The organism is Streptococcus sp. A34 (assembly GCF_043674115.1).
Classification (GTDB): Bacteria; Bacillota; Bacilli; order Lactobacillales; family Streptococcaceae; genus Streptococcus; species Streptococcus suis_V.
Map to the genome: position 1 here is coordinate 1 of NZ_JBIMJM010000012.1, position 22967 is coordinate 22967.

Sequence of the window (22967 nt, forward strand, 5' to 3'; positions counted from 1 at the left end):
AAGTCTTTGAATTATCAAACACCTTACCAAGTTTTTCTGAGTTATATAAAAAGTCTAACTTAATTTGACAATTTAAATTTTATAAAAAATTTAACATTTTCCAGATTTTTTGAGAAATTTTGCGAATTGATAGGTGAAGGGATATTTGGTAATGGTCTGATTATGACAAATGTTACAAAAATATTTCAAAATATTACGTTTTTGTTTTTATTTTTACAAAACATATGTTATAATAAAAATATATGTAAGTGAAAATAATTACAAAGGAGGATTAGAAAAATGAATAAACGTCGGTACACTAAGCAAGAGAATCGTTTCTCCATTCGCAAATATTCTGTTGGTGCAGCTTCTGTCTTGCTTGCAACCCTTTCTTTTATGTCTAGCCAAATTGCAGCTGCTGATGAGATTCAGTCAACGCCGCCTAGTGAAGAAAATCCAGTTCTTGTTAGTCCTCCGATTGTGACTAGAGAGATAGTTGAAACTATTTCGGAGACTACAAGTGCCAGCGTGGCTACAAGCAGCGTAGGGACACAGACGGAGGCTGCTGTGACTGAAGTTCCGACTGTTCAAGTACCAGTGCTTCCTAAGCAAGGGACTTATACATTTACTGAAAAGACTGGAATCAAAAATGAACCTGCCATCGCTAGCCAGGATCAATTTTATTATGATAAGGGGCAAAAGGTCATCTATGATAAGGTTATGACAGCGGATGATTATCAGTGGATTTCCTATGTTTCCTTCAGTGGTACTCGTCGTTACGCCCCTATCAATAAGCTAACAAAAACAGAACCAACGCCTACATTAGTTACTGATAAGCCTGTTGAAACTCCGGCAACCAACCAAACTCAAACCGCAGAGACTTCCCTCAAATTAGCTCCTCAAGGTAGCTACACCTTTACCGAGCGTGTAGGTGTCAAACGCGAAGCCAAAATGACCAGTCCAGATGTTGCTTTTTATGATAAGGGTATGAAGGTCAACTATGACAAGGTCATCACCGCTGACAGTCATCAGTGGTTGAGTTACATTTCCTTCGGTGGCGGCCGTTCTTATATTCCAGTGGCTAAAGTTGCACCTGTAAGCACTCCAACCGTTCACAAACCTGCTGAAACTGCCACACCTGTATCAGAACTCCCTAAAGCTGGTACTTATCGTTTTACTCAAGATATGCCTATCCGCAATCAGCCTAAAATGAGTAGCCCAGCGGAATATTTTTATCAAAAAGGTGAGAAAGTCAATTACGATTCAACACTGGTAGCGGATGACCATAATTGGATTTCTTATGTTTCTTACAATGGAACTCGTCGTTACATTGCCATTTCAAAAGTCGCTACACCAGTCACTCCGGTGGTTCAAACTCCACCAACAACCCAAACTGAAACCGCAGAAGCGTTTCTCAAACTGGCTCCACAAGGTAGTTACACCTTTACCGAGCGTGCGGGTGTTAAACGTGAAGCCAAATTGTCTAGCCCAGATGTAGCTTTTTATGATAAGGGTATGAAGGTCAATTATGACAAGATTATCACCGCCGATAATCATCAGTGGTTGAGCTACATTTCCTTCAGCGGCGGTCGTTATTATATTCCAGTGGCTAAGGTTGCACCTGTAACCACTCCAACCGTTCACAAACCTGTTGAAAGTCCAAAACCAGACAAACCAACTGTCACCCCAGTAACATCCCAAACTGAAACCTCAGAAGCGTCTCTCAAATTGGCAGCACAAGGTAGCTACACCTTTACCGAGCGTGTGGGTGTTAAACGTGAAGCCAAATTGTCTAGCCCAGATGTAGCCTTCTATGATAAGGGTATGAAAGTTAACTACGATAAAGTTATCACCGCCGATAATCATCAGTGGCTAAGCTACATTTCCTTCAGCGGCGGTCGTTCTTATATTCCAGTGGCTAAGGTTGCACCTGTAACTGTTGAAAGTCCAAAACCAGACAAACCAACTGTCACCCCAGCAACAACCCAAACTGAAACCGCAGAAGCGTCTCTCAAGCTAGCTCCGCAAGGCACCTACACCTTTACTGAGCGTGTTGGAGTAAAACGCGAAGCCAAAATGACCAGTCCAGATGTTGCCTTTTACGACAAGGGCATGAAGGTTAACTATGACAAGGTTATCACCGCTGACAATCATCAGTGGTTGAGCTACATTTCCTTCAGCGGCGGTCGTTCTTATATCCCAGTGGCTAAGCTGACTGATAAGGCTGACAAACCAGCAGTTTCAAATCTTTCGACTGAGACACAGGCAAATCAAGCCAAGCTTACCTTCAACGGTCAATACTACAGCGTTGATGGCAAGTACGGTCCAGTTATCATTGTCAATAAACAGCATGGACTGGCTTCCACCTATAACCCAGGTGAGAATCCGACTGCTCGTAACGCTTATCAGAACTTGCGCAATGACATGATCCGCCAAGGATTCAACGTTGGCAAGGCCTACAGTGGCTTCCGTAGCTATGAGACCCAGCAGACTCTCTATCTGAACTATGTTCAACGTGATGGGCAGGCTGCGGCGGATCGTTACTCAGCTCGCCCAGGTCACAGTGAGCACCAGACTGGTTTAGCCTTTGACCTGACAGATGCTTCAGGCGCTTTATTGACAAATAGCAGAGCAGAGCAGTGGCTCAAGGACAATGCCCACAAGTACGGCTTCGTTGTTCGCTACCTACCAGGAAAAGAAGCAGTGACAGGCTATATGTCTGAGCCATGGCATCTCCGTTACGTTGGTAAGGAAGCCAAGGATATTTACCAATCTGGTCTGACTCTTGAGGAATATTACGGTATTCCAGGGGGAGATTATCAGAAGAAACAAACTGTCCAAGCTAATCAAGCTAACAGTGGTGCTATAAATGTCGCTGCTCAGCCATTGCCAGCAAAAGGAACCTACCGTTTTACCAAGGGAGCAGTTGTCCGAAACGCAGCAAAATCTACGAGCCCAGCTCTTTACACCTTCGCAGCCGGTGAAAGCATCAATTACGACCGTGTGGTGAAAGAAGACGGTAAAACCTGGTTATCCTATATTGCCTATAGTGGAAATCGTCGCTATGTTCAAATTGCTTAAATGAGCTAGAACCTTTTCCAAAACTCACTTGTTCAGCATAATTCAAGTGAGTTTTTTCATCTCTTTTTACAAATGAGGCTTTTCTATGCTATACTAGTAAGGGTAAATTCGAGACGGAGGAATCATGAAAAAGGTTATTAGTTTAGTATTGTTGGTTTGTTGGTGCTTCACCCCCCTACAGTCTGTTTTGGCTGCAGAGTCAATTGTAGACATTGCCAAGGCGGCAGGTTATCCAGCTAGTGAAGAGACTGCGCCAAAGAGCTCTATTGTTATCAATGCAGACAATGGTCAGATTTTATGGGACGACAATGGAGATTTAGTGCGCGATCCAGCAAGCACGAGCAAGGTAATGGTGGTGTATTTGACTCTAGAAGCCATTAGTCAGGGAAAAATTACCCTAGACACAGAAGTGGTTGCGACAGAGCAAGACCAGGCTATTGCCCAAATCTATGCCTTGAGTAATAATAATATCCTTGCAGGTGTTAGTTACAAAGTCAGAGAGTTGCTGACTATGACCCTGGTTCCCTCGTCCAATGTGGCGACACTGATGTTGGCACATTTGATTTTTGAAGGGGATGACGCTGGATTCCTTACATTGATGAATGATACGGCCCAGGCTCTGGGAATGAAGAATACGGTATTTTACAACGCGACGGGGGCTATTACAGAGGCCTATGAAGGTTTATATGCTCCGGAGGGAGTTGATCAAAGCCTGGCCAATGAATCAACCGCTAAGGATTTGGCTATTCTTGGCTATCATATGATTAAACGCCACCCAGAGGTTCTGGAATTCACAAATGCGACCAAGGTGACAGTCAAAGAAGGTACTCCGAATGAGGAATCGTTTGAGGCCTATAACCACTCTCTGCCTGGTGATCCTATGGGAATTGAAGGGGTAGATGGTCTGAAAACGGGCTCTAGCCCAAGTGCTGGTTACAATTCGATTGTCACTGCTAAACGGGGTGATACCCGCCTGATTACGGTAGTTCTAGGAGCGAGCGAGTGGGGCGATCCAGAGGGTGAATTTGTTCGTCATTATTATGTCAATGGCCTCTTGGAAAAAAGCTTCGAAGACTACAAACAAGCAACGGTTCTTGAACCTGGGAAACACACTGTAAATGGTGAGGAAATCCGTATTGAACAGCCCTTGACCGGTTTGGTTAAGGAGGGGGAAGAGCCAAGTCTGACTATTGAGAACAATAAGGTCATGCTTGCCAATTCTATTGATTCAAGTAAGGGAGTGGACATTGTCGAAGAAAAACCTGTGGTAGATACGGTTCTTGAAACGACTAATTCCCTCATTTCCTCTCCGCTCATGCCTTATATCCTCTTGGGACTGGGAATTTTCTTTGGTCTGTTGGTGCTCCTTTTTATCATTTCACGCATCAAGAAAAAACGCCGGAGGGCGCGTGCTGGTGGCCGACGAGGGTCTAGATAGTAAATATGATATAGAGGGGGCTGAGTAAGCCTCCTTTTTCATCTACATGGTATAATATTCCTATGACAGTTATTGAACAGATTGAAACAGTAAAAAAAGATAAATTGGGCTTACTGACGGTGCTCTGCGGTGAGGACGTGGGTCAATACCAGATAGCCAAGGACCGCCTGCTGCAACAGTTGGAGTTTGATCCGGCGGACTTGACCTATGCTTATTTTGATATGTCTGAGGCGGATTACAGCCAGGTGGATTTAGATTTGGTGTCCCTACCCTTTTTCTCGGATGAGAAAGTGGTCATTTTGGATTATTTTGCGGATATTACGTCTGATAAAAAGCGCTATTTGACGGATGATGAGCTCAAGCTTTTTGAGGGGTATTTGGAAAATCCGGTTGAGACGACGCGTTTGGTCATCCTAGCCCCTGGTAAGCTAGATAGCAAGCGCCGTTTGGTGAAAATTCTCAAACGAGATGGACTGATTCTGGAGGCCAATCCTCTCAAGGAAAATGATTTGAAGGCTCATTTTCAGAAAGAAATTGGTCGCCTGGGGCTCAATCTAGATGCCCAGACCTATCACTATCTCTTGGTCAAATCCAATTTTGAATTTGCTGAAGTCAGTAAAAATCTAGCCTTTCTCCAATCCTATAAGGGGCAGGAGCAGATTTCACAGGCGGACATTGATGCGGCTATTCCTAAGACCCTGCAGGATAATATTTTCGACCTGACCCAGCTGGTCCTCCAGTCTAAGATGGATGAGGCAAGGAGCCTGGTGCGGGACTTACGCTTGCAAGGGGAGGATGAGATTAAACTGATTGCGATTATGCTGACCCAGTTTCGAACCTATCTGCAGGTGCAAATCATGCAGGAGCAGGGGCGGAGTGAGCAGCAGATGGTGGCGGAATTGTCTGAGATTTCGGGGCGCAAGGTCAATCCTTATCAGATTAAGTTTGCCCTGCGTGACTCGAGGCATCTGTCGGTAGGCTTTCTCAAGAAGGTGGTGCGCTTGCTGATTGAGACGGATTACCAGATAAAGACTGGAGTCATGGACAAGGATTACCTGTTTGACTTGGTCCTGCTTAAAATCGCTACGAGTTGATTTGAGGCAATGGAGATGATAAAACTTGAAAAAAAGAAGTTATAAGTTATAATAAAATATAAAAGGAGTTAGCTCCAACTAACTCCTGCGAAAATCCGTTTAAGACGGTTATTTCTTTTTATCTGTAAGCAGGTTTAGCGCTATGACAAGTGTTAATAGGTTGATGGTAAAACCGCCAAACTCTAGCATCACTTGCAAAGCCTCTGCTGTGGACAAAAGTTGTTACTCATTTCTAATAGGATTTTATTGGCTATGTGCATAGGCATCACCGTCCTTTCAAAAATAATTAAAGGGGATTGTAGAAGCAGTCCCTATCTCCCGCCATCACAATTGTAATAACGGGTAGAAAATAGTTATTGATGTTTTACTATCTAATATACTGTCTCACTCTGCTCAAAATCGCTACGTCGTGATTTTCAGACAAATAAATTGAAAAGGCTGCCAGAAAGCGGTAAAATAAAACTATCAAATTGATAGGAGAATTCGATTATGGCAATTATTTTACCAGACCTACCTTACGCTTACGACGCTTTGGAGCCACACATTGATGCAGAGACAATGACGCTTCACCATGACAAGCACCATGCGACTTATGTGGCAAATGCCAATGCAGCGCTTGAGAAGCATCCTGAAATCGGTGAAGACTTGGAAGCTCTTCTTTCAGATGTTGAGTCTATTCCAGCGGACATCCGTCAAGCCTTGATCAACAATGGTGGTGGTCACCTCAACCACGCGCTTTTCTGGGAATTGCTTTCGCCAGAAAAAACAGAAATTTCAGCAGAATTGGCAGCGGACATCGATGCAACATTTGGTTCATTTGATACCTTTAAAGAAGCTTTCACAACTGCAGCAACAACTCGTTTTGGTTCAGGTTGGGCTTTCTTGGTTGTTAACAAAGAAGGCAAGTTGGAAGTTATTTCAACAGCCAACCAAGATACACCGATCATGCAAGGTTTGAAGCCAATCTTGGCCTTGGATGTTTGGGAACATGCCTACTACCTCAACTACCGCAACGTTCGTCCAAACTACATCAAAGCATTCTTTGAAGTCATTAACTGGGACAAAGTAAACGAGCTTTATAAAGCGGCTAAATAACAGACAGAACAAGTGGGGAAACCTGCTTGTTTTTTGTTGTATGATAGTTTATGCTCCTAGAAACAAAATATCGAATGAAATAAGAAATTCACCTCCATTTTCATAATATTTCTGATTTTTTCACTACAATTTCACATAAAGCGAACATTTATCGTTATTTTTATAAAAAACGTTGTTTTATCTTGCCTTTTGCTGAGAATAGGATTATGATAATTATATAAAAATAATATAAGAACAAGGAGTCATTCTGATGAAGAATATTCGTTTGAAGTCTAGTATCTTGGCCTTGGTAGCTGGTTTTAGTGTGGCAGCTACGCAAACCACCCTGGCAGATGAGTTGGCTGTGCAAATCATGGGTGTCAACGATTTCCACGGTGCATTGGATACAACTGGTACAGCTCGTTTGGAGGGGGAAACTGTCCGTAACGCTGGTACAGCGGCCTTGCTAGATACCTACATGGATGATGCTCAAGTAGAATTTGAAGCAGAAGCAACAGCTAAAGAAATTCCAGCGGAATCTATCCGTGTTCAGGCTGGTGATATGGTTGGTGCCAGTCCAGCCAACTCAGGCCTCTTGCAGGATGAGCCAACTGTCAAAGTCTTCAATGAAATTGGCGTTGAATACGGAACCTTGGGTAACCACGAGTTTGACGAAGGTTTGGCAGAATTCGACCGTATCGTGACTGGTCAGGCCCCAGAAGCTGGAAAATTCAACCCAATCGTGGATAGTTATGACCGCCAGGCTTCTACGCAGGAAATTGTCATCGCAAACGTGGTAGATAAGGCAACAGGCGAAATTCCATTTGGCTGGAAACCATATGCTATCAAGACCATTCCTGTTAATGACAAAGTTGCCAATATCGGCTTTATCGGTGTGGTAACAACAGAAATTCCAAACCTTGTCTTGAAGGCAAACTACGAACAATATGACTTCCTTGACGAGGCAGAAACCATTGCCAAATATTCTAAGGAATTGAACGACCAAGGTGTCAAGGCGATTGTTGTTCTTGCCCACGTTCCCGCTACAAGTAAGGAAGGTGTGGCAGCTGGTGCAGCAGCGGATATGCTGGAAAAACTCAATAGCCTCTACCCAGAAAACTCAGTGGACCTTGTCTTTGCGGGTCATAACCATGTCGCAGTAAATGGCACAGCGGGCAATACCTTGATTGTCCAAGCAACTTCACAAGGTAAGGCCTTTGCGGATGTTCGTGCTATTTATGAGACAGACATCGCAGACTTTGTGGCTATTCCAACGGCGACTATCAAGGCAGTAGCACCTGACCAAAAAACACCGTCCGCAACCATCCAGGCCATTGTCGATGAGGCAAATACCATCGTCAAACAAGTGACAGACAAGAAAATTGCGACTGCGGCGTCTACAACTGCCATTTCTCGTGATGTTAATAAATTCAATGAAAGTGCAGTCGGAAATCTGGTGACAACTGCCCAGCTGGAAATCGCTAGAAAATCTGGCTACAATGTTGATTTCGCCTTTACAAATAACGGTGGTATCCGTGCAGACTTGGCTGTTCAAGAAGATGGTACAGTGACGTGGGGTGCTGCACAGGCTGTTCAGCCATTTGGAAATATCCTTCAAGTTGTGGAAATGACAGGTGAGCAAATTATCACTGCCCTTAACCAGCAGTACGATGAAGGTGAAAAATACTTCCTTCAAGTGTCAGGTCTTAACTACATTTACACAGTAGCGGACAATCCAACGGAAGAAAATCCATATAAGGTAGCCAAAGTCTTCAAGGCAGATGGTAGTGAATTAGTGCCAACTGAGACCTATCAATTGGTTATCAATGACTTCCTCTATGGCGGTGGCGATGGTTTCTCTATCTTCAAGGAAGCAAAATTGATTGGGGCCATCAATCCCGATACTGAAGTCTTTGTTGAATACCTGTCAGACTTGGAAAAAGCTGGTCAGAAAATCACTGCTCAAATCTATGGTCGTAAGAAATTTATCGAGAAAGAAGAGCCAGCTCCAATTGAGGAAGAAACTCCACCGTCAGACCCAACTCCTCAGGAGGAAACAGAGAAGCCAACCCCAGAAGACCCAACTAATCCAAAACCAGAACAAAAACCAACTCGACCAACCGACCCAATCATAGACCCAACCATAGAACCAAAGCCAACTATAGCTAGCAAGGAAGAGAAAACATTGCCAAATACTGGTCAATCTGACTTGACAGCTCTAGCTAGCAAGGAAGAGAAAACATTGCCAAACACTGGTCAATCTGACTTGACAGCTCTCCTTATCAGTTTGGGTGGTTTGGTATCACTGGGTACAGCTGTTTCAATTAAGCGCAAAGAAGTTCAATAAGCTCCTTACACTTGATAGCAAGCGGGATTCAATCCTGCTTGCTTTTTGTGTATTCCTTTTCAAAATTAAAGATATTTTGATATAATGAATATAGGAGTCGCTAAAAATTAAGCTAAATGACACCGGTGTAACCACGTGGGTGTTCAATAGCCGTAGAGAAATAGGATGAGGAGTGCCATGATTACAACTGACCAGTATATGTACCTGAAAAATCATCCAAGCTTTAATCAGCTGTCCGTGGAGCATTTTGATCAGCTGGCCAAGGAAATCCGGTTTCGGAAGATTCCCAAGGGTCAGGTCATTTTCTATGCGGAAGACAAGCGTGACTATCTCTTTGTCATCGGCAAGGGTTATGCTCGGATTTAGCAGTATGATGAGACGGACACTTACAGCTACCTAGATTACATTCGGCAGGGCGGTTCATTTCCTTTTGGAGATATGTTTCAGGACAAGACCTACCATTATACGGCCATTGCCATCACGGACTTGGAGTACTTTATTATTCCTATGGCTCTTTATGAAAAGTATTCCATGCGCAATCCGAGGCAATTGGTCTATATCAACAGAAAATTGTCCAATATCCTGCGTTTTCAGGAGCTGCGTTTGCGCAATGCCATGGTGTCAAAGGCCAGTAGTCGAGTGGTTCAGGTCCTAGCCTTACTTTACTGGGACATGTGCCGGCGAGAGTTCTTGGAGGAATTACCGTTTGACATTAGTATCCAAGAGATTGCCCGCCTGGCGGCTACGACTAGGGAAACTGCTAGCCATGTCTGCAAGGAATTAAAGGAAGCTGATAAAATCGCTTACGGCCACAAGCGCCTGACCTACAAGGATGTTCCTTTCTTCCTCAAAAGTTTAAATTAGTTGATTCTCCTTCCTAGACAAGTCCGTTGGGCTTGTCTTTTAGTTATTGTAAACTATTGCATAAAAATCCCACGTTGTAAAATGAAGTGCAAGAAAAAAGACATGTTCGTCTGATATACTAGAATTCCCCAACTCAGCATAGAAAGCAGATGAACATGTCCAACACTCATTCTACCAGAAAAACATCCTATTCTCATCTCTCAGCCACAGAACGTGGTGAAATTGCTGCTTATCTTAAAATGGGAAAGAAACCAATTGAAATCGCTCGACTTCTGGGTCGTCACCGGTCTACAATCTGTCGAGAAATCAAACGTGGTTCAGTAGATCAGGTACAGGATAAGAATGGGAAACGAACCTATTTCAGCACCTATTTCGCTGATAGTGGACAACGTGTCTATGAAACCAATCGCCGAAAGTGTTCTTATCTCAAGTTGAATGATTGCTCCGCGATGACTGTCCCTGCAGATTCAACATTACCAGGTGAAGGTGGCGATGTCCCAGTTATTCCAGACGTTCCAGGTTATGTTCCAGTTAATCCAGGTACGAATGAGCCGTTGAAACCAGTAGATCCAGAAGATCCATCTAAAGGCTACATTCCACCAGTTCCAAGCAATCCATGTGAAGATACACATATTCCTTATGTACCAGTTAAGGATGATGGTCAACCAGGTGAGCCAGGTACTGATGATAAGCCAGGTGGACCAAATGGTGGCGGTAACAACCCAGGTTCCGACACTCCAGCACAACCATTTACAGCTAGACAATTGCCAAACACTGGTGAATCTTCATCAGTAGCAGGTGTTCTCGGAGCAGCAATGCTGGTTGCATCCCTTGGCCTTGCAGGCAAACGCCGTCGTCGCGAAGACTAGGCAACAACTTCCCATCTTAGCATGGGGATCATTGAGTAGGAGCAGTCAGCCCTATCTGCTGAGGGCCCTCTCCTCTTGATTATATTAAGCTTCATATGATGTGATTGGAAACGTCCTCCCTCTTAACCAATCGCATCTGTAGGAGATAGACTCTATTGTCAAAACTGATAGGAGAGTTTTTTTGTTACTTTTAACAAAAAAATAAATATTGATTAAATCGCTAAAATGGTAGAAATATTGATTATTTGGCCGCATTTTTGCATAAAAATCTACCACATCTCCTGAAAATGAGAAATTCCTCTCATATTGATTGCTAAAAACTTCATGATTGCATCCGCTTTCTTTGATAAAGTATAGGTGAACAGGCGAGGAAATACTTACTCAACCTTGCCACAAAGAAAAAAATATATATTAGGAGGTACTGAGATGTCTACACATCCCATTCACGTTTTTTCAGAGATTGGTAAACTGAAAAAAGTTATGTTGCACCGGCCAGGTAAGGAACTTGAAAACTTGATGCCGGACTATTTGGAGCGCTTCCTCTTCGATGATATTCCATTCTTAGAAGAAGCTCAGAAGGAGCACGATGCTTTCGCTCAAGCCCTGCGCGACGAAGGAGTAGAGGTTCTCTATCTGGAGCAATTGGCAGCGGAATCCTTGATTAGCCAAGAAGTTAAAGAACAATTCATTGATGAATACCTGAATGAAGCAAATGTCCGCGGACGTGCAACCAAAAAAGCCATTCGCAAGTTGCTCTTGGCGATTGAGGACAATCGTGAGTTGATTGAAAAGACCATGGCAGGTGTGCAGAAGTGTGAATTGCCAGCGATGCCTGAGGAAGAAACTGGTTTGACAGACTTGGTAGAATCCAGCTATCCATTTGCCATTGACCCAATGCCAAACCTTTATTTCACTCGTGACCCATTTGCGACTATTGGTAACGCGGTGTCTCTTAATCACATGTATGCGGAGACTCGTAACCGTGAAACGCTTTATGGAAAATATATTTTCACCTACCATCCTGACTATGCAGGTAAGGTGCCATTGGTTTACAATCGTGATGAAACCACTCGTATCGAGGGCGGTGACGAGCTTGTCTTGTCTAAAGACTTGTTGGCGGTTGGTATTTCTCAGCGGACAGATGCGGCTTCGATTGAAAAACTGCTCATCAATATCTTTGAACGTGGCGTTGGCTTCAAGAAAGTGATTGCCTTTGAATTTGCCAATAGCCGTAAGTTCATGCACCTGGATACGGTCTTCACCATGGTGGACTATGATAAATTTACCATCCACCCTGAGATTGAAGGAACCCTGCGTGTCTTCTCTGTGACTTATGAAAATGAAACCCTGCACATCGAAGAAGAGCATGGTGATTTAGCGGAAGTATTGGCAAGCAATCTGGGTCTTGAGAAGGTTGATTTGATTCGTTGCGGTGGCGGTGACCTGGTTGCTGCTGGTCGTGAGCAATGGAATGATGGTTCCAATACCTTGACTGTGGCACCTGGTGTGGTTGTTGTTTACAAGCGTAATACCATCACCAATGCGATTTTGGAATCCAAGGGACTTCGCTTGATTAAGGTTAGCGGTAGTGAATTGGTTCGTGGTCGTGGTGGTCCACGATGTATGTCAATGCCGTTTGAGCGGGAAGATATTTAAGATGAAGAATGAAAAACTTGTGGTCGGCTCGCAGGCCTGGGAACGGGCATGTTCCATCTATGTGCGATTCCAAGTTTTTGTCCTGGAGCGCTCGATTCATCTCGAAGATGAATTTGATAGCCATGATCAAGAAGGACGTGTCTATGCGAATCTATTGATTGATGAAGAACCTGTCTCAACTGGTCGCTTTCTTCCAATAGGTTCAGGGAGAGCGCGGTTGACACGGATTGCTACCTTGGCCAGTCATCGGGGTAAGGGCTATGCTAGAAGTATCATCATGGCCCTGGAAGACTATGCCAGAGAGGTAGGTATTCACCACTTGGATATCCATTCGGAGCTGACGGCTAAGACCTTTTATGAGTCTTTGGGATATGTGGCCAGTTCAGAGCTTTACCAGGAAGATGGGGAATGGTGCCAGACCCTGTCAAAACGATTAGACAATGATTAGAATCTATATTCACAGTTCGGCACCTGAACTAAGGTAGTTTTTATGAAATACAGTCAGTATTCCAGCAAAAAACTATCTCTTATCTACATTTACCTCACTTGTGAATACAGCTTTTTAGAAGAGGAAAGACAAATGACAAATATTTTCAAAGGAAGACATTTCCTAGCAGAAAAAGATTTTACACGCGCAGAATTGGAATGGTTGATTGATTTTGCGGCACACTTGAAGGATTTGAAACAGCGCAATATTCCGCATCGTTATTTGGAAGGGAAAAATATTGCTCTCTTGTTTGAAAAAACGTCCACTCGTACCCGTGCGGCCTTTACAGTAGCTTCCATTGACCTGGGTGCTCATCCAGAATATCTGGGTGCCAACGACATTCAATTGGGCAAGAAAGAGTCAACTGAGGACACCGCAAAAGTTTTGGGCCGGATGTTTGACGGGATTGAATTCCGTGGCTTTAGCCAAAAAATGGTCGAAGAATTGGCAGAATTCTCTGGCGTACCTGTCTGGAATGGCTTGACCGATGCTTGGCATCCAACACAGATGTTGGCCGATTATTTGACCGTCAAGGAAAACTTCGGCAAGTTGGAAGGTGTGACTTTGGTTTACTGTGGCGATGGCCGCAATAACGTTGCTAATTCTCTCTTGGTGACTGGTGCTATTCTGGGTGTTAATGTGCATATTTTCTCACCAAAAGAACTCTTCCCAGATGAAACAGTCGTGGAATTGGCGCAAGGATTTGCCAAGGAAAGTGGCGCGCGTATCCTGATTACGGATGATGCGGACGAAGCAGTTAAGGGCGCAGATGTCCTTTATACGGACGTTTGGGTGTCTATGGGTGAAGAAGCTAAGTTTGAAGAACGGGTGAAAATGCTCAAACCTTACCAAGTTAATATGGATTTGGTGAAAAAAGCTGGCAACGAAAATCTCATCTTCTTGCATTGCTTGCCTGCCTTCCACGATACCAATACCGTTTATGGCAAGGATGTGGCTGAGAAATTTGGCGTAGAAGAAATGGAAGTGACAGACGAAGTCTTCCGCAGCAAATACGCTCGTCATTTTGACCAGGCTGAAAACCGCATGCACACAATCAAAGCAGTCATGGCTGCGACCTTGGGTGATCCATTTGTGCCAAGAGTGTAATATAGAAGTATAAAATTGCTTGCTGGTCAATCTCCGAGATATTGGAGGTTGAGAAGTAGGTTGATGAAATGACAGCAGCAGTGGGTGGGCTGGCTTTTGACGAGTCAGTCCTCCCTTCAAGAGAATCGTGAAAACGGTTTCCTAAATAAAAGAGAGGAGTGATCTTGTTCTATGGCAAATCGTAAAATTGTCGTGGCTTTGGGTGGAAATGCCATTCTATCATCCGATCCATCAGCCCAGGCCCAGAAGCAGGCCTTGGTTGACACAGCCAAGCACCTGGTTAAGTTGATAAAAAATGGTGATGACTTAATCATCACACACGGAAATGGTCCGCAGGTAGGCAATCTGCTGTTGCAAAATTTGGCGGCTGATTCTGAGAAAAACCCTGCCTTTCCACTGGATAGCCTGGTGGCCATGACCGAAGGCTCTATCGGCTTTTGGTTGCAAAATGCCCTGGAAAATGAGTTGGCCAAGGAAGGCATTAAGAAGGATGTCGCTTCAGTAGTGACCCAGGTCATTGTTGACAAGGCAGACCCTGCTTTTGAGAATCTGACCAAGCCAATCGGTCCCTTCTATACAGAAGAGGAAGCCAAGGCTGAAGCGGAAAAAACAGGAGCAACCTTTAAGGAAGATGCTGGTCGTGGTTGGCGCAAGGTCGTTGCCTCACCAAAACCAATTGGTATCAAGGAAATCGGCACCATCCGTACCCTCTTGGATGCAGAGGAAGTGATTATTGCCGCAGGTGGTGGTGGTATTCCGGTTATTGAGGAGGCTGATGGCACCTTGACAGGGGTAGAGGCTGTTATTGATAAGGATTTTGCCTCTCAATGTCTGGCTGAACTGGTCGATGCAGATCTCTTTATCGTTCTGACAGGTGTGGACTATGTCTATGTTAACTTTAACAAACCAAATCAAGAGAAGTTGGAGCGCGTGACGGTGGCAGAATTGGAAGAATACATCAAACAAGGCCAATTTGCACCAGGTTCTATGCTGCCTAAGGTAGAGGCGACGATTGCCTTTGTCAATCATAAGCCAAGCTCCCAGGCAGTTATCACCTCTCTTGAAAATCTCGGTGCCTTGATTGAATCAGAAAGTGGCACCATCATTGTCAAAAGTTAAGCAGTAAATGAAAAGGAAGAGGGCCTAGCCAAGGGTAATTGTGAGGACTTGATTTCGGACTATGTTATAATAACAAGGATTGATTCTGGAAGTCGGACCTGCTTGTCCGAGCTTCTGGATAGAGAAGAGGGGAAGAAAGATGGAAATACAAGCCTTTGGTGTAGAAGAATGGCTCAATGAGTGGGAAACTCAAGCCAAATATGATATTGCAGGTAGTTCGATTGCTTCAATGACCTTGGAAGAGGTCTTGGCTTTGGGAGATGGCCAGGCGGTAATGGGGGATTTATTGCAAGCCAAGATGAACTACGGCTGGATAGAAGGTTCACCTGCCTTTAAGGAAGAAGTTGCCAAGTTATACGAGACAGTCAGTGTCGACTCGATTCTTCAGACCAATGGAGCTACAGGGGCCAACCACTTGGCCATCTACGCCTTGATCCAGCCAGGAGATCATGTGATTTCTCTCTATCCGTCCTACCAACAGTTGTATGATATTCCTCGTTCTTTTGGGGCGGAGGTAGACTTGTGGCGGATTGATGAGAAGCGTGATTGGTTGCCTGACTTGGAGGACTTGAAGTCCCTCCTTCGGCCAAATACCAAGATGATTTGTATCAATAATGCCAACAATCCGACGGGGTCTGTTATGACCAGGGATTTTTTGGAGAAAGTGGTTGAACTGGCTCGGAGTGTGGGTGCCTATATCTTGTCAGATGAGGTCTATCAACCCTTGGAAGAAGGGATGGATGTGCCTGCTATCGTTGATTTGTACGAAAAGGGCATTTCGACCAATAGCCTGTCTAAGACTTATTCCATTCCTGGGATTCGGGTCGGTTGGGTGGCAGCCAACAAGGAATTGTCGGATTTGTTTCGCAAATATCGAGATTACACCATGATTTGTGCTGGTGTGATTGATGATGCCTTGGCGACTCATGTATTGAAAAATAAGGCAGCCATCCTGGAGCGCAATCGCCGTCTGGTAGAAGGCAATCTGCGGATTCTCCAGGATTGGGTAGAACATGAGCCCCATGTGCAACTGGTCTTCCCAAAACAGGTATCAACTTCTTTTATTCGATTGGATATTCCAGAAGATACGGAGAGTTTCTGCCTCCGTCTCTTGCAGGAGGAGGGGGTCTTGCTGGTACCGGGCAATCGCTTTGATATGCCGGGCTTTGCGCGACTGGGCTATTGTACCCATCGGTCAATTCTCCAAGAAGGCTTAAAGCGCCTGTCTGCCTTCCTGCGTCAGTTTGACGACCTGGATTAACTTTATTCATTTACTTGCTCAAACCTCTTTTGATAAAAGGCTTGGCGATTAGCTTAGAAATCTATTTTCTAAGTCTAAGATTGTTCCAGCCTGTGTATTTGTATGTAGGAATCTGTATTCACAGAGCAGTGCATTTGGCTATGACTGGTTATCTGTCAATCATCCTAGTTTTTTTAGAATATCTTGTATTCTTGAAGAAATTATCTTGATAAGAAAAACTTTCTGGTCTAAATGTTCCTTGCTTGTGTATAGAGCTTCTAAGTGTTTTTCCTGTGAAAAACAATCATGTAAAAATATATTAGGAGGTTTTTTGCCATGAGCGAAAAAGTAAAAAAAGGCTTTAAAATGCCTTCATCTTACACTATACTCATGCTCATTATTGCCGCGATGGCAGTGATGACCTGGATTATTCCTGCGGGTCAATATCAGGTTGATGATGCGGGAAACTTTATCACAGGCACCTATGAAGCTGTGGACTCAAATCCGCAGGGTATTTGGGATGTCTTTATGGCTCCGGTTCGGGCTATGCTGGGCCACGGAGCAACATCAGCTGCCATTGATGTCTCCTTCTTCATCTTGATGGTGGGGGCTTTCCTGGGAGTTGTGAATGAAACTGGAGCGCTGGACGTAGGGATTGCCTCTATCGTGAAGCGCTTCAAGGGCCGTGAAAAATGGTTGATTTACATCCTTATGTTCCTCTTTGCCCTGGGTGGTTCGACCTATGGTATGGGCGAGGAAACCATGGCCTTCTTCCCTCTGTTAATTCCGGTTATGATGGCGGTTGGCTATGATAGTCTGACTGGTGTTGCCATTATCCTCTTGGGTTCACAGATTGGCTGTTTGGCTTCAACGGTCAACCCATTTGCGACTGGTGTGGCATCAGCGGCAGCAGGGGTTTCCATCGCAGATGGTATGATCTGGCGGATTGTATTTTTCATCGTTATCCTCGGTTTAGGCATGTTCTTTGTGGCATCTTATGCGGAAAAAGTGAAAAAGGATCCTACCAAATCACTGGTCTACAACCAGCGTGAAGCAGACATGGAGCATTTTAATGTTAATGCCGACCGTGAGGTCAATGATACCTTGACACCTGCCCAAAAACGTGTGCTGGTCCTCTTCTTCCTAACCTTTGTATTCATGATTTTGAGTTTCATTCCTTGGGAAGACTTGGGCGTGAATTTCTTTACAGATATCAAAGAATGGCTGATTTCCATTCCAGTTCTTGGTCAAATTGTGGGGATTACGACCTATCCATTTGGATGGTGGTACTTCCCAGAAGGCGCTATGCTCTTTGGTGTAGCCGGTGTTATGATCGGTATTGTCTACGGTATGGAAGAAGAACGCCTGGTCAAATCCTTCTTGAATGGTGCAGCCGACCTGCTCAGCGTTGCCTTGATTTGTGCGGTGGCGCGTGGTATCCAGGTCATTATGAACGATGGTATGATTACAGCTACCATCCTCAACTGGGGTGAAGTTGGTCTGCAAGGCCTATCTCCTCAAGTCTTTATCATCCTGACCTATCTCTTCTATCTGCCAATGTCCTTCTTGATTCCATCAACTTCAGGTTTGGCAGGAGCTTCTATGGGTATCATGGCTCCTTTGGGCGAATTTGTCAATGTGCCTGCTAGCCTGATTATCACAGCCTTCCAGGCAGCGTCTGGTGTCCTTAACCTGGTAGCACCGACATCTGGTATTGTAATGGGTGCCCTGGCTCTAGGACGTATCGAAATTGGTACCTGGTACAAATACGTTGGTAAATTGATTGCTGCTATCATTGTGGCTTCCATCCTCATTCTGGCAGTAGCAACCTTCTTTTAGACTAGGCAATATAGCCAACTACCCATGAATGTTTTCCGACTATCGGATAGAATGGAGGTATTGAGGTGACAAGGAATTTTATCAGAGAGGAAGACAAGCAGGCTTGTCTAGCGGCCATTCAAGATTTGGTCGCCTTCCCCTCTATTTTACAAGAACATCAAACCAAGACACCATTTGGTCAACCGATTCAGGATGCCTTAGAATTTACCCTGGACCTTTGTCGTCAGCTAGGTTTTTCAACCTATCTGGACCCGGCAGGCTATTACGGCTATGCTGAGGTGGGGCAGGGTCAGGAACTTTTAGCCATTCTCTGCCATTTGGATGTGGTGCCGGCTGGTGACCTGACCAAGTGGAAGACGCCCCCTTTTGAGGCTGTGATAAAGGACGGTCTCATGATTGGGCGGGGGGTGCAGGATGACAAGGGACCATCCATGGCTGCGCTCTTTGCGGTCAAGGCCCTGATGGATGCTGGTGTGACCTTTACAAAACGTGTGCGTTTTATCTTCGGAACGGACGAGGAAACGCTCTGGCGTTGTCTCCATCGCTACAATCAGCTGGAAGAAGAGGCTACAATGGGCTTTGCACCGGATTCATCCTTCCCGCTAACCTATGCTGAAAAGGGGCTCTTGCAGGCCAAACTCCATGGTCCAGGTCAGGGAGATTTGCACCTGGAGGCTGGGACGGCCTACAATGTAGTACCAGCTAAGGCTTGCTATTCTGGGCATCTCCTAGCCAGCGTTATTGCTGAGTTGAAGCAATTGGGCTTTGATTATGAAATGGATGACGACAGGGTTGTCGTACTCGGTCTGTCCAAACACGCCAAGGATGCGGCCCAGGGTGTCAATGCCATTGTGCGCTTGGCCAAGGCTCTGGATAAGTTTGAGCAGCACCCAGCTTTGGACTTCATTGCTAATACGATTGGGGAGGACGCGACGGCTCAGGGCTTATTTGGAGATGTAAGTGATGAGCCGTCTGGTGCTCTGAGTTTCAATATTGCGGGCCTGACCATCGATTCCCACCGGTCTGAAATTCGTCTGGATATTCGCATTCCAGTCCTGGCAGATAAGGACCAGCTGGTGGAGACTCTGTCTGTTAAGGCAGCAGCTTTGGGTTTGACCTATGAGGAATTTGACTATCTCCCATCCCTTTATGTCCCTCTGGACAGCCAGCTAGTGACTACGCTGATGGCTGTTTATCAGGAAAAAACAGGTGATTTAGACAGTCAGCCCATCTCATCTGGAGGAGCAACCTTCGCTCGGACCATGCCAAATTGTGTGGCCTTTGGGGCTTGCTTCCCCTCAACGCCACAAACTGAGCATCAAGAAAATGAACGAATGCCCCTGGGAGACTTGTATAAGACCATGGACATCTATGCTGAGGCGGTCTATCGCCTAGCAGGCTCTGATCAATAGAAGTTGGAAAGTTATCGGCTTCTAGTAGCTGATTGGAATTCCACTTCCAAATTGTGTTCTTATCAAAACCTGTGTCTGCTGGCTCTATGTGGATACAGGTTATTTTTTGCACTGATTTCAGAATGGAGGAAATCATGAAGAAAAAGTTATCGGCTATACTGTTGCTTTTGTGCAGTAGTCTATGGATTGGTCAGCCAATCGTGTCAGCCTGCACGGGTTTTGTCATCGGTAAGGACCTGACCACAGATGGTTCCTGGCTTTATGGACGGACAGAAGACCTGGAACCAAATCACAATAAGACCTTCCGCGTTTATCCACGGACGGAAAATGAGCAAGGGGCCAAGTGGGAAGACCAGTCTAATGGTTTTACCTATCCTTTGCCAGCAGTATCTCACAAATACACAGCGGTACCCGATGTTACTCCGGAGTACGGTGTCTACGACGAGGCTGGTTTTAATGAACATGGCCTGTCAATTTCAGCGACCGTTTCTGCAACGGCAAATGATGATATTCTAAAATTGGATCCCTATGTAGAAGATGGATTGGCAGAATCTTCCATGACCAGTATTGTTCTCCAATATGCTAAAACGGCCCGTGAGGCTGTAGACCTGGTCGCAAAAATTGTGACTGAAAAGGGCTCAGCAGAAGGGAATATTGTCCTCTTTGCGGACAAGGAAGGCATCTGGTATATGGAAATCTTGTCTGGTCACCAGTATGTAGCCATCAAATTCCCAGCAGATAAGTTTGCTGTCTTTCCAAATACCTTCTATCTAGGTCATATTGATTTTTCGGATAAGGAGGGCGTGATTACTTCTGACAATGTCAAAGGTTTGGCGGAAGAAGCGGGTACCTACAAGGAAGTGGACGGTCAGTTTCATATTGCCCAATCCTACAATCCACCGCTATCAGACGCCAACCGTTCGCGGTCATTTTCAGGCATCAAGTCATTGGACCCGGATTCCAAGGTGACCTACGAAGATGATTACTATGAATTATTGCACACGACGGATAAAAAATTGGGCTTGGAAGATGCCATGGCCCTGCAGCGAAACCGTTTTGAAGGCTTGGATTTGAAACCTCTGGACCAAATGGAATTGGACGGTAAGGGCAAGCCTGAGAATAAGAATGCTATCGATGGCTATGCCTATCCGATTTCTAATGAAAATGTCATGGAGGCCCATATCTTCCAGCTCAAGGATGAATTGCCTGTAGAAGTCGGTGGCGGAGTGATGTGGTTAGCCATGGGAAGTCCGCGCAATGCACCTTATCTACCGTATTTTGGTAATATCACAGACACCTATAAGGCCTATCAGGACACCAGCACAGAATACAGTGCGGATTCTTGGTACTGGGTTATTTCTCATATCAACGATATGGTAGCTCAATATCCAGATGAATTTGGTACGGAAGTCATTGACCAAGTCAAGAGTCTGGAAGCGGACTGGATCAAGGAACAGGATGTATTGAACCAGGAAATCATTTCCCTGGTAGCTGAAAATCCTGAAGAGGCAAGCAAACACGCCACTGAAACCAGTATCAAGCGGGCGGAAACAACCTTTGCCCGTCTGAAAGAGATTGAGAAGGACTTGGAAGCGCGTGTCGCTACTCTAGAAGCAGAAGCAGCGCCTGAGAAAAAAGAAGAGACCAGTGAGGAAAAATCATCTTCCATGAATGTCCTTCCTTACGCCCTACTAGGCCTTGCTGCAGTTGCCAGCGCAGTTTATTTGTTCAAAAAGAAAAATACAAAATAATCTATTTTGAACTACTCTGAAATAGGTATCTTAATAAAAAAAACTCCTAGCTCACTTTGGAACTAGGAGTTTTTGTCACTTACTTGGAAAAGAAGAAGGGGGGTGTGTAGTGCTTGAGCTCTTCAAAGCAGGTCAGCGCTGCTTCCTCGTCCTGACAGATAATCAGGCAAACATCATCTCCGCAGACGGTTGCAATGATTTCAGGAATTTCCATGGCATCTAGGATAGAGCCAAAGGTTCCGGCCAGACCAGGTAGGGTCTTCAGAACCACCTGGTGTTGCACGGGTTTCAAAACGACCAGAGCGTCCTCCATATAGAGGCGGAGCCGCTTTTCCCACCGAGATGGCGCTATCGGATTGATGATATAGTGGGCGGAGTTTGCTTCATTGACCTTAACAAGATTGAGCTGTTTGATATCGCGCGACAGGGTGGACTGGGTGACCGTCACACCGTTGGTCTCTAGCAAGTCTTGTAACTCCTGCTGGGTGTGGATTTTCTTTTCCAGGACCAGGGAGAGGATGAGTTGGTGCCGACTTTCAATTTTATTCATTGCAAACTCCTTTATACAGTGCAATCCTTATTGGATAAACATGGCATCGCCAAAACTGAAGAAGCGGTATTGGTGGTCTACGGCGTGTTTATAAGCTTCCAAGACAAATTCCCGGCCGGCAAAGGCAGATACCAGCATGACCAGGGTTGATTTGGGTAGGTGGAAGTTGGTAGAAAAGGCATCGACAATGCGGAACTGGTAGCCGGGCTTGATGAAAATATTGGTCCAGCCAGAGTCAGCTTCCAGTCGGCCGTCAAATTTATTGCCGATGGTTTCAAGGGTGCGAATCGAGGTGGTGCCGACAGCGACAATGCGTCCGCCAGCAGCCTTGACCTGGTTGAGTATTGTTGCAGCCTCGGCCGTCAAGGTATAGAATTCTGAGTGCATCTCATGCTCATCCAGATTATCAGCTGATACTGGTCTAAAGGTTCCCAATCCCACATGGAGGGTCAGATAGACTAGCTTGACACCCTTGGCCTCGATTTTTTGGAGCAATTCTTCTGTGAAATGGAGACCAGCTGTCGGTGCCGCCGCGGAGCCATTTTCCTTGGCATAGACGGTCTGGTAGCGGTCGCGGTCTTCTAGGGTCTCATGGATATAGGGCGGAAGTGGCATTTCTCCCAGGCTTTCTAAGACTTCTAGGAAAATGCCCTCGTAGGCAAATTCGACGATGCGACCACCGTGTTCCAATTCCTGGGTCACTGTGGCGGTCAATCTGCCGTCTCCAAAGGCGACAGTAGCACCGACCTTGAGCCGCTTAGCTGGCTTAGCAAGAACTTCCCACTGGTCACCCTGGGTATTTTTCAGGAGCAAAAATTCCACATGACCACCAGTCTCAGGCTTAAAGCCGTGGAGACGGGCCGGTAGGACACGGGTATTGTTCATAACCAGGGCATCTCCTGGATTGAGCTGGTCGATGATGTGGTCAAAATGGCTGTCCACCATGGTCTGTTTTTCCCTATCCAGGATGAGCAGGCGGGAGCTGTCCCGTTTTTCAAGAGGAACTTGAGCAATCAGCTCTTCGGGTAATTCAAAATCAAAATCTGTTGTTTTCATATCA

Annotated in this window: 17 protein-coding genes and 2 pseudogenes; 16 read left to right on the forward strand and 3 right to left on the reverse strand. The window is 45.3% G+C overall.

Annotation, left to right across the window (positions count from 1 at the left end; genetic code table 11):
• The first annotated feature begins 279 nt into the window (after positions 1 to 279).
• From ldcB to holA, 3 genes are all read left to right on the forward strand, one after another.
• A complete protein-coding gene (gene ldcB / locus ACHBGV_RS04765) occupies positions 280 to 3060 on the forward strand; it encodes an LD-carboxypeptidase LdcB/DacB (RefSeq protein ID WP_394735752.1) in 2781 nt (926 codons plus the stop codon).
• Positions 3061 to 3184: 124 nt separating this feature from the next.
• Positions 3185 to 4498 carry a serine hydrolase gene (locus tag ACHBGV_RS04770; RefSeq protein WP_394735753.1) on the forward strand — a complete coding sequence of 438 codons (1314 nt, stop codon included), beginning with the start codon at positions 3185 to 3187 and terminating at the stop codon, positions 4496 to 4498.
• 62 nt (positions 4499 to 4560) lie between these two features.
• On the forward strand, positions 4561 to 5592 hold the full coding sequence (gene holA, locus ACHBGV_RS04775; protein WP_394735754.1) for a DNA polymerase III subunit delta: 1032 nt from the start codon (positions 4561 to 4563) through the stop codon (positions 5590 to 5592).
• Positions 5593 to 5700: 108 nt separating this feature from the next.
• Here holA and ACHBGV_RS04780 read toward each other — a convergent pair whose 3' ends face one another.
• Positions 5701 to 5808 (reverse strand): putative holin-like toxin, encoded by a 108-nt coding sequence (locus tag ACHBGV_RS04780; RefSeq protein ID WP_209306925.1) that lies wholly within the window; start codon positions 5806 to 5808, stop codon positions 5701 to 5703.
• 273 nt (positions 5809 to 6081) lie between these two features.
• Here ACHBGV_RS04780 and sodA point away from each other — a divergent pair, with 273 nt between their 5' ends.
• The 13 genes and pseudogenes from sodA to ACHBGV_RS04845 all read left to right on the forward strand — a co-directional run bounded on the left by sodA (position 6082) and on the right by ACHBGV_RS04845 (position 21357).
• Positions 6082 to 6687 carry a superoxide dismutase SodA gene (gene sodA, locus ACHBGV_RS04785; protein WP_172009599.1) on the forward strand — a complete coding sequence of 202 codons (606 nt, stop codon included), beginning with the start codon at positions 6082 to 6084 and terminating at the stop codon, positions 6685 to 6687.
• Between the two features lie 247 nt (positions 6688 to 6934).
• Entirely contained in the window at positions 6935 to 9013 is a 2079-nt protein-coding gene (locus tag ACHBGV_RS04790) for a 5'-nucleotidase C-terminal domain-containing protein (protein ID WP_394735772.1), read from the forward strand.
• A gap of 177 nt (positions 9014 to 9190) precedes the next feature.
• Positions 9191 to 9877, forward strand: a pseudogene (locus ACHBGV_RS04795) (Crp/Fnr family transcriptional regulator).
• 155 nt (positions 9878 to 10032) lie between these two features.
• A pseudogene (locus ACHBGV_RS04800) lies at positions 10033 to 10323 on the forward strand (helix-turn-helix domain-containing protein); the annotation flags it as partial.
• Positions 10324 to 10326: 3 nt separating this feature from the next.
• Entirely contained in the window at positions 10327 to 10746 is a 420-nt protein-coding gene (locus ACHBGV_RS04805; RefSeq protein WP_394735773.1) for an LPXTG cell wall anchor domain-containing protein, read from the forward strand.
• Between the two features lie 426 nt (positions 10747 to 11172).
• A complete protein-coding gene (gene arcA, locus ACHBGV_RS04810; protein ID WP_394735755.1) occupies positions 11173 to 12402 on the forward strand; it encodes an arginine deiminase in 1230 nt (409 codons plus the stop codon).
• 1 nt (position 12403) lies between these two features.
• On the forward strand, positions 12404 to 12850 hold the full coding sequence (locus ACHBGV_RS04815) for a GNAT family N-acetyltransferase (RefSeq protein ID WP_105160443.1): 447 nt from the start codon (positions 12404 to 12406) through the stop codon (positions 12848 to 12850).
• A 132-nt stretch (positions 12851 to 12982) separates the two neighbouring features.
• The gene (gene argF, locus ACHBGV_RS04820; RefSeq protein WP_105137029.1) at positions 12983 to 13996 is read left to right on the forward strand and encodes an ornithine carbamoyltransferase; all 1014 of its coding nucleotides are present in this window, start codon (positions 12983 to 12985) and stop codon (positions 13994 to 13996) included.
• Between the two features lie 171 nt (positions 13997 to 14167).
• Positions 14168 to 15115, forward strand: a complete 948-nt coding sequence (arcC, locus tag ACHBGV_RS04825) for a carbamate kinase (protein ID WP_172022285.1) — start codon at positions 14168 to 14170, stop codon at positions 15113 to 15115.
• Positions 15116 to 15254: 139 nt separating this feature from the next.
• The gene (locus ACHBGV_RS04830) at positions 15255 to 16376 is read left to right on the forward strand and encodes an aminotransferase (RefSeq protein ID WP_394735756.1); all 1122 of its coding nucleotides are present in this window, start codon (positions 15255 to 15257) and stop codon (positions 16374 to 16376) included.
• Between the two features lie 315 nt (positions 16377 to 16691).
• On the forward strand, positions 16692 to 18194 hold the full coding sequence (locus tag ACHBGV_RS04835; RefSeq protein ID WP_172009593.1) for a YfcC family protein: 1503 nt from the start codon (positions 16692 to 16694) through the stop codon (positions 18192 to 18194).
• 65 nt (positions 18195 to 18259) lie between these two features.
• Positions 18260 to 19606 (forward strand): dipeptidase, encoded by a 1347-nt coding sequence (locus ACHBGV_RS04840; protein WP_394735757.1) that lies wholly within the window; start codon positions 18260 to 18262, stop codon positions 19604 to 19606.
• Positions 19607 to 19740: 134 nt separating this feature from the next.
• On the forward strand, positions 19741 to 21357 hold the full coding sequence (locus ACHBGV_RS04845) for a C69 family dipeptidase (protein ID WP_105122812.1): 1617 nt from the start codon (positions 19741 to 19743) through the stop codon (positions 21355 to 21357).
• Positions 21358 to 21436: 79 nt separating this feature from the next.
• On the opposite strand, the gene ACHBGV_RS04850 is transcribed toward ACHBGV_RS04845, so the two are convergent.
• Positions 21437 to 21907, reverse strand: a complete 471-nt coding sequence (locus ACHBGV_RS04850; RefSeq protein ID WP_105160450.1) for an arginine repressor — start codon at positions 21905 to 21907, stop codon at positions 21437 to 21439.
• Between the two features lie 27 nt (positions 21908 to 21934).
• Entirely contained in the window at positions 21935 to 22963 is a 1029-nt protein-coding gene (gene queA / locus ACHBGV_RS04855; RefSeq protein WP_105122814.1) for a tRNA preQ1(34) S-adenosylmethionine ribosyltransferase-isomerase QueA, read from the reverse strand.
• Between the last annotated feature and the right edge of the window lie 4 nt (positions 22964 to 22967).

Excerpts from the sequence above, each read along its gene's own strand:
- arcC (WP_172022285.1), top strand. The coding sequence starts at position 14,168 with ATGGCAAATCGTAAAATTGTCGTGGCTTTGGGTGGAAATGCCATTCTA.
- queA (WP_105122814.1), bottom strand. The coding sequence starts at position 22,963 with ATGAAAACAACAGATTTTGATTTTGAATTACCCGAAGAGCTGATTGCT.
- argF (WP_105137029.1), top strand. The coding sequence starts at position 12,983 with ATGACAAATATTTTCAAAGGAAGACATTTCCTAGCAGAAAAAGATTTT.
- holA (WP_394735754.1), top strand. The coding sequence starts at position 4,561 with ATGACAGTTATTGAACAGATTGAAACAGTAAAAAAAGATAAATTGGGC.
- ACHBGV_RS04815 (WP_105160443.1), top strand. The coding sequence starts at position 12,404 with ATGAAGAATGAAAAACTTGTGGTCGGCTCGCAGGCCTGGGAACGGGCA.
- ACHBGV_RS04830 (WP_394735756.1), top strand. The coding sequence starts at position 15,255 with ATGGAAATACAAGCCTTTGGTGTAGAAGAATGGCTCAATGAGTGGGAA.
- ACHBGV_RS04835 (WP_172009593.1), top strand. The coding sequence starts at position 16,692 with ATGAGCGAAAAAGTAAAAAAAGGCTTTAAAATGCCTTCATCTTACACT.
- ACHBGV_RS04770 (WP_394735753.1), top strand. The coding sequence starts at position 3,185 with ATGAAAAAGGTTATTAGTTTAGTATTGTTGGTTTGTTGGTGCTTCACC.
- ACHBGV_RS04850 (WP_105160450.1), bottom strand. The coding sequence starts at position 21,907 with ATGAATAAAATTGAAAGTCGGCACCAACTCATCCTCTCCCTGGTCCTG.
- arcA (WP_394735755.1), top strand. The coding sequence starts at position 11,173 with ATGTCTACACATCCCATTCACGTTTTTTCAGAGATTGGTAAACTGAAA.
- ldcB (WP_394735752.1), top strand. The coding sequence starts at position 280 with ATGAATAAACGTCGGTACACTAAGCAAGAGAATCGTTTCTCCATTCGC.
- sodA (WP_172009599.1), top strand. The coding sequence starts at position 6,082 with ATGGCAATTATTTTACCAGACCTACCTTACGCTTACGACGCTTTGGAG.
- ACHBGV_RS04805 (WP_394735773.1), top strand. The coding sequence starts at position 10,327 with ATGACTGTCCCTGCAGATTCAACATTACCAGGTGAAGGTGGCGATGTC.
- ACHBGV_RS04845 (WP_105122812.1), top strand. The coding sequence starts at position 19,741 with ATGAAGAAAAAGTTATCGGCTATACTGTTGCTTTTGTGCAGTAGTCTA.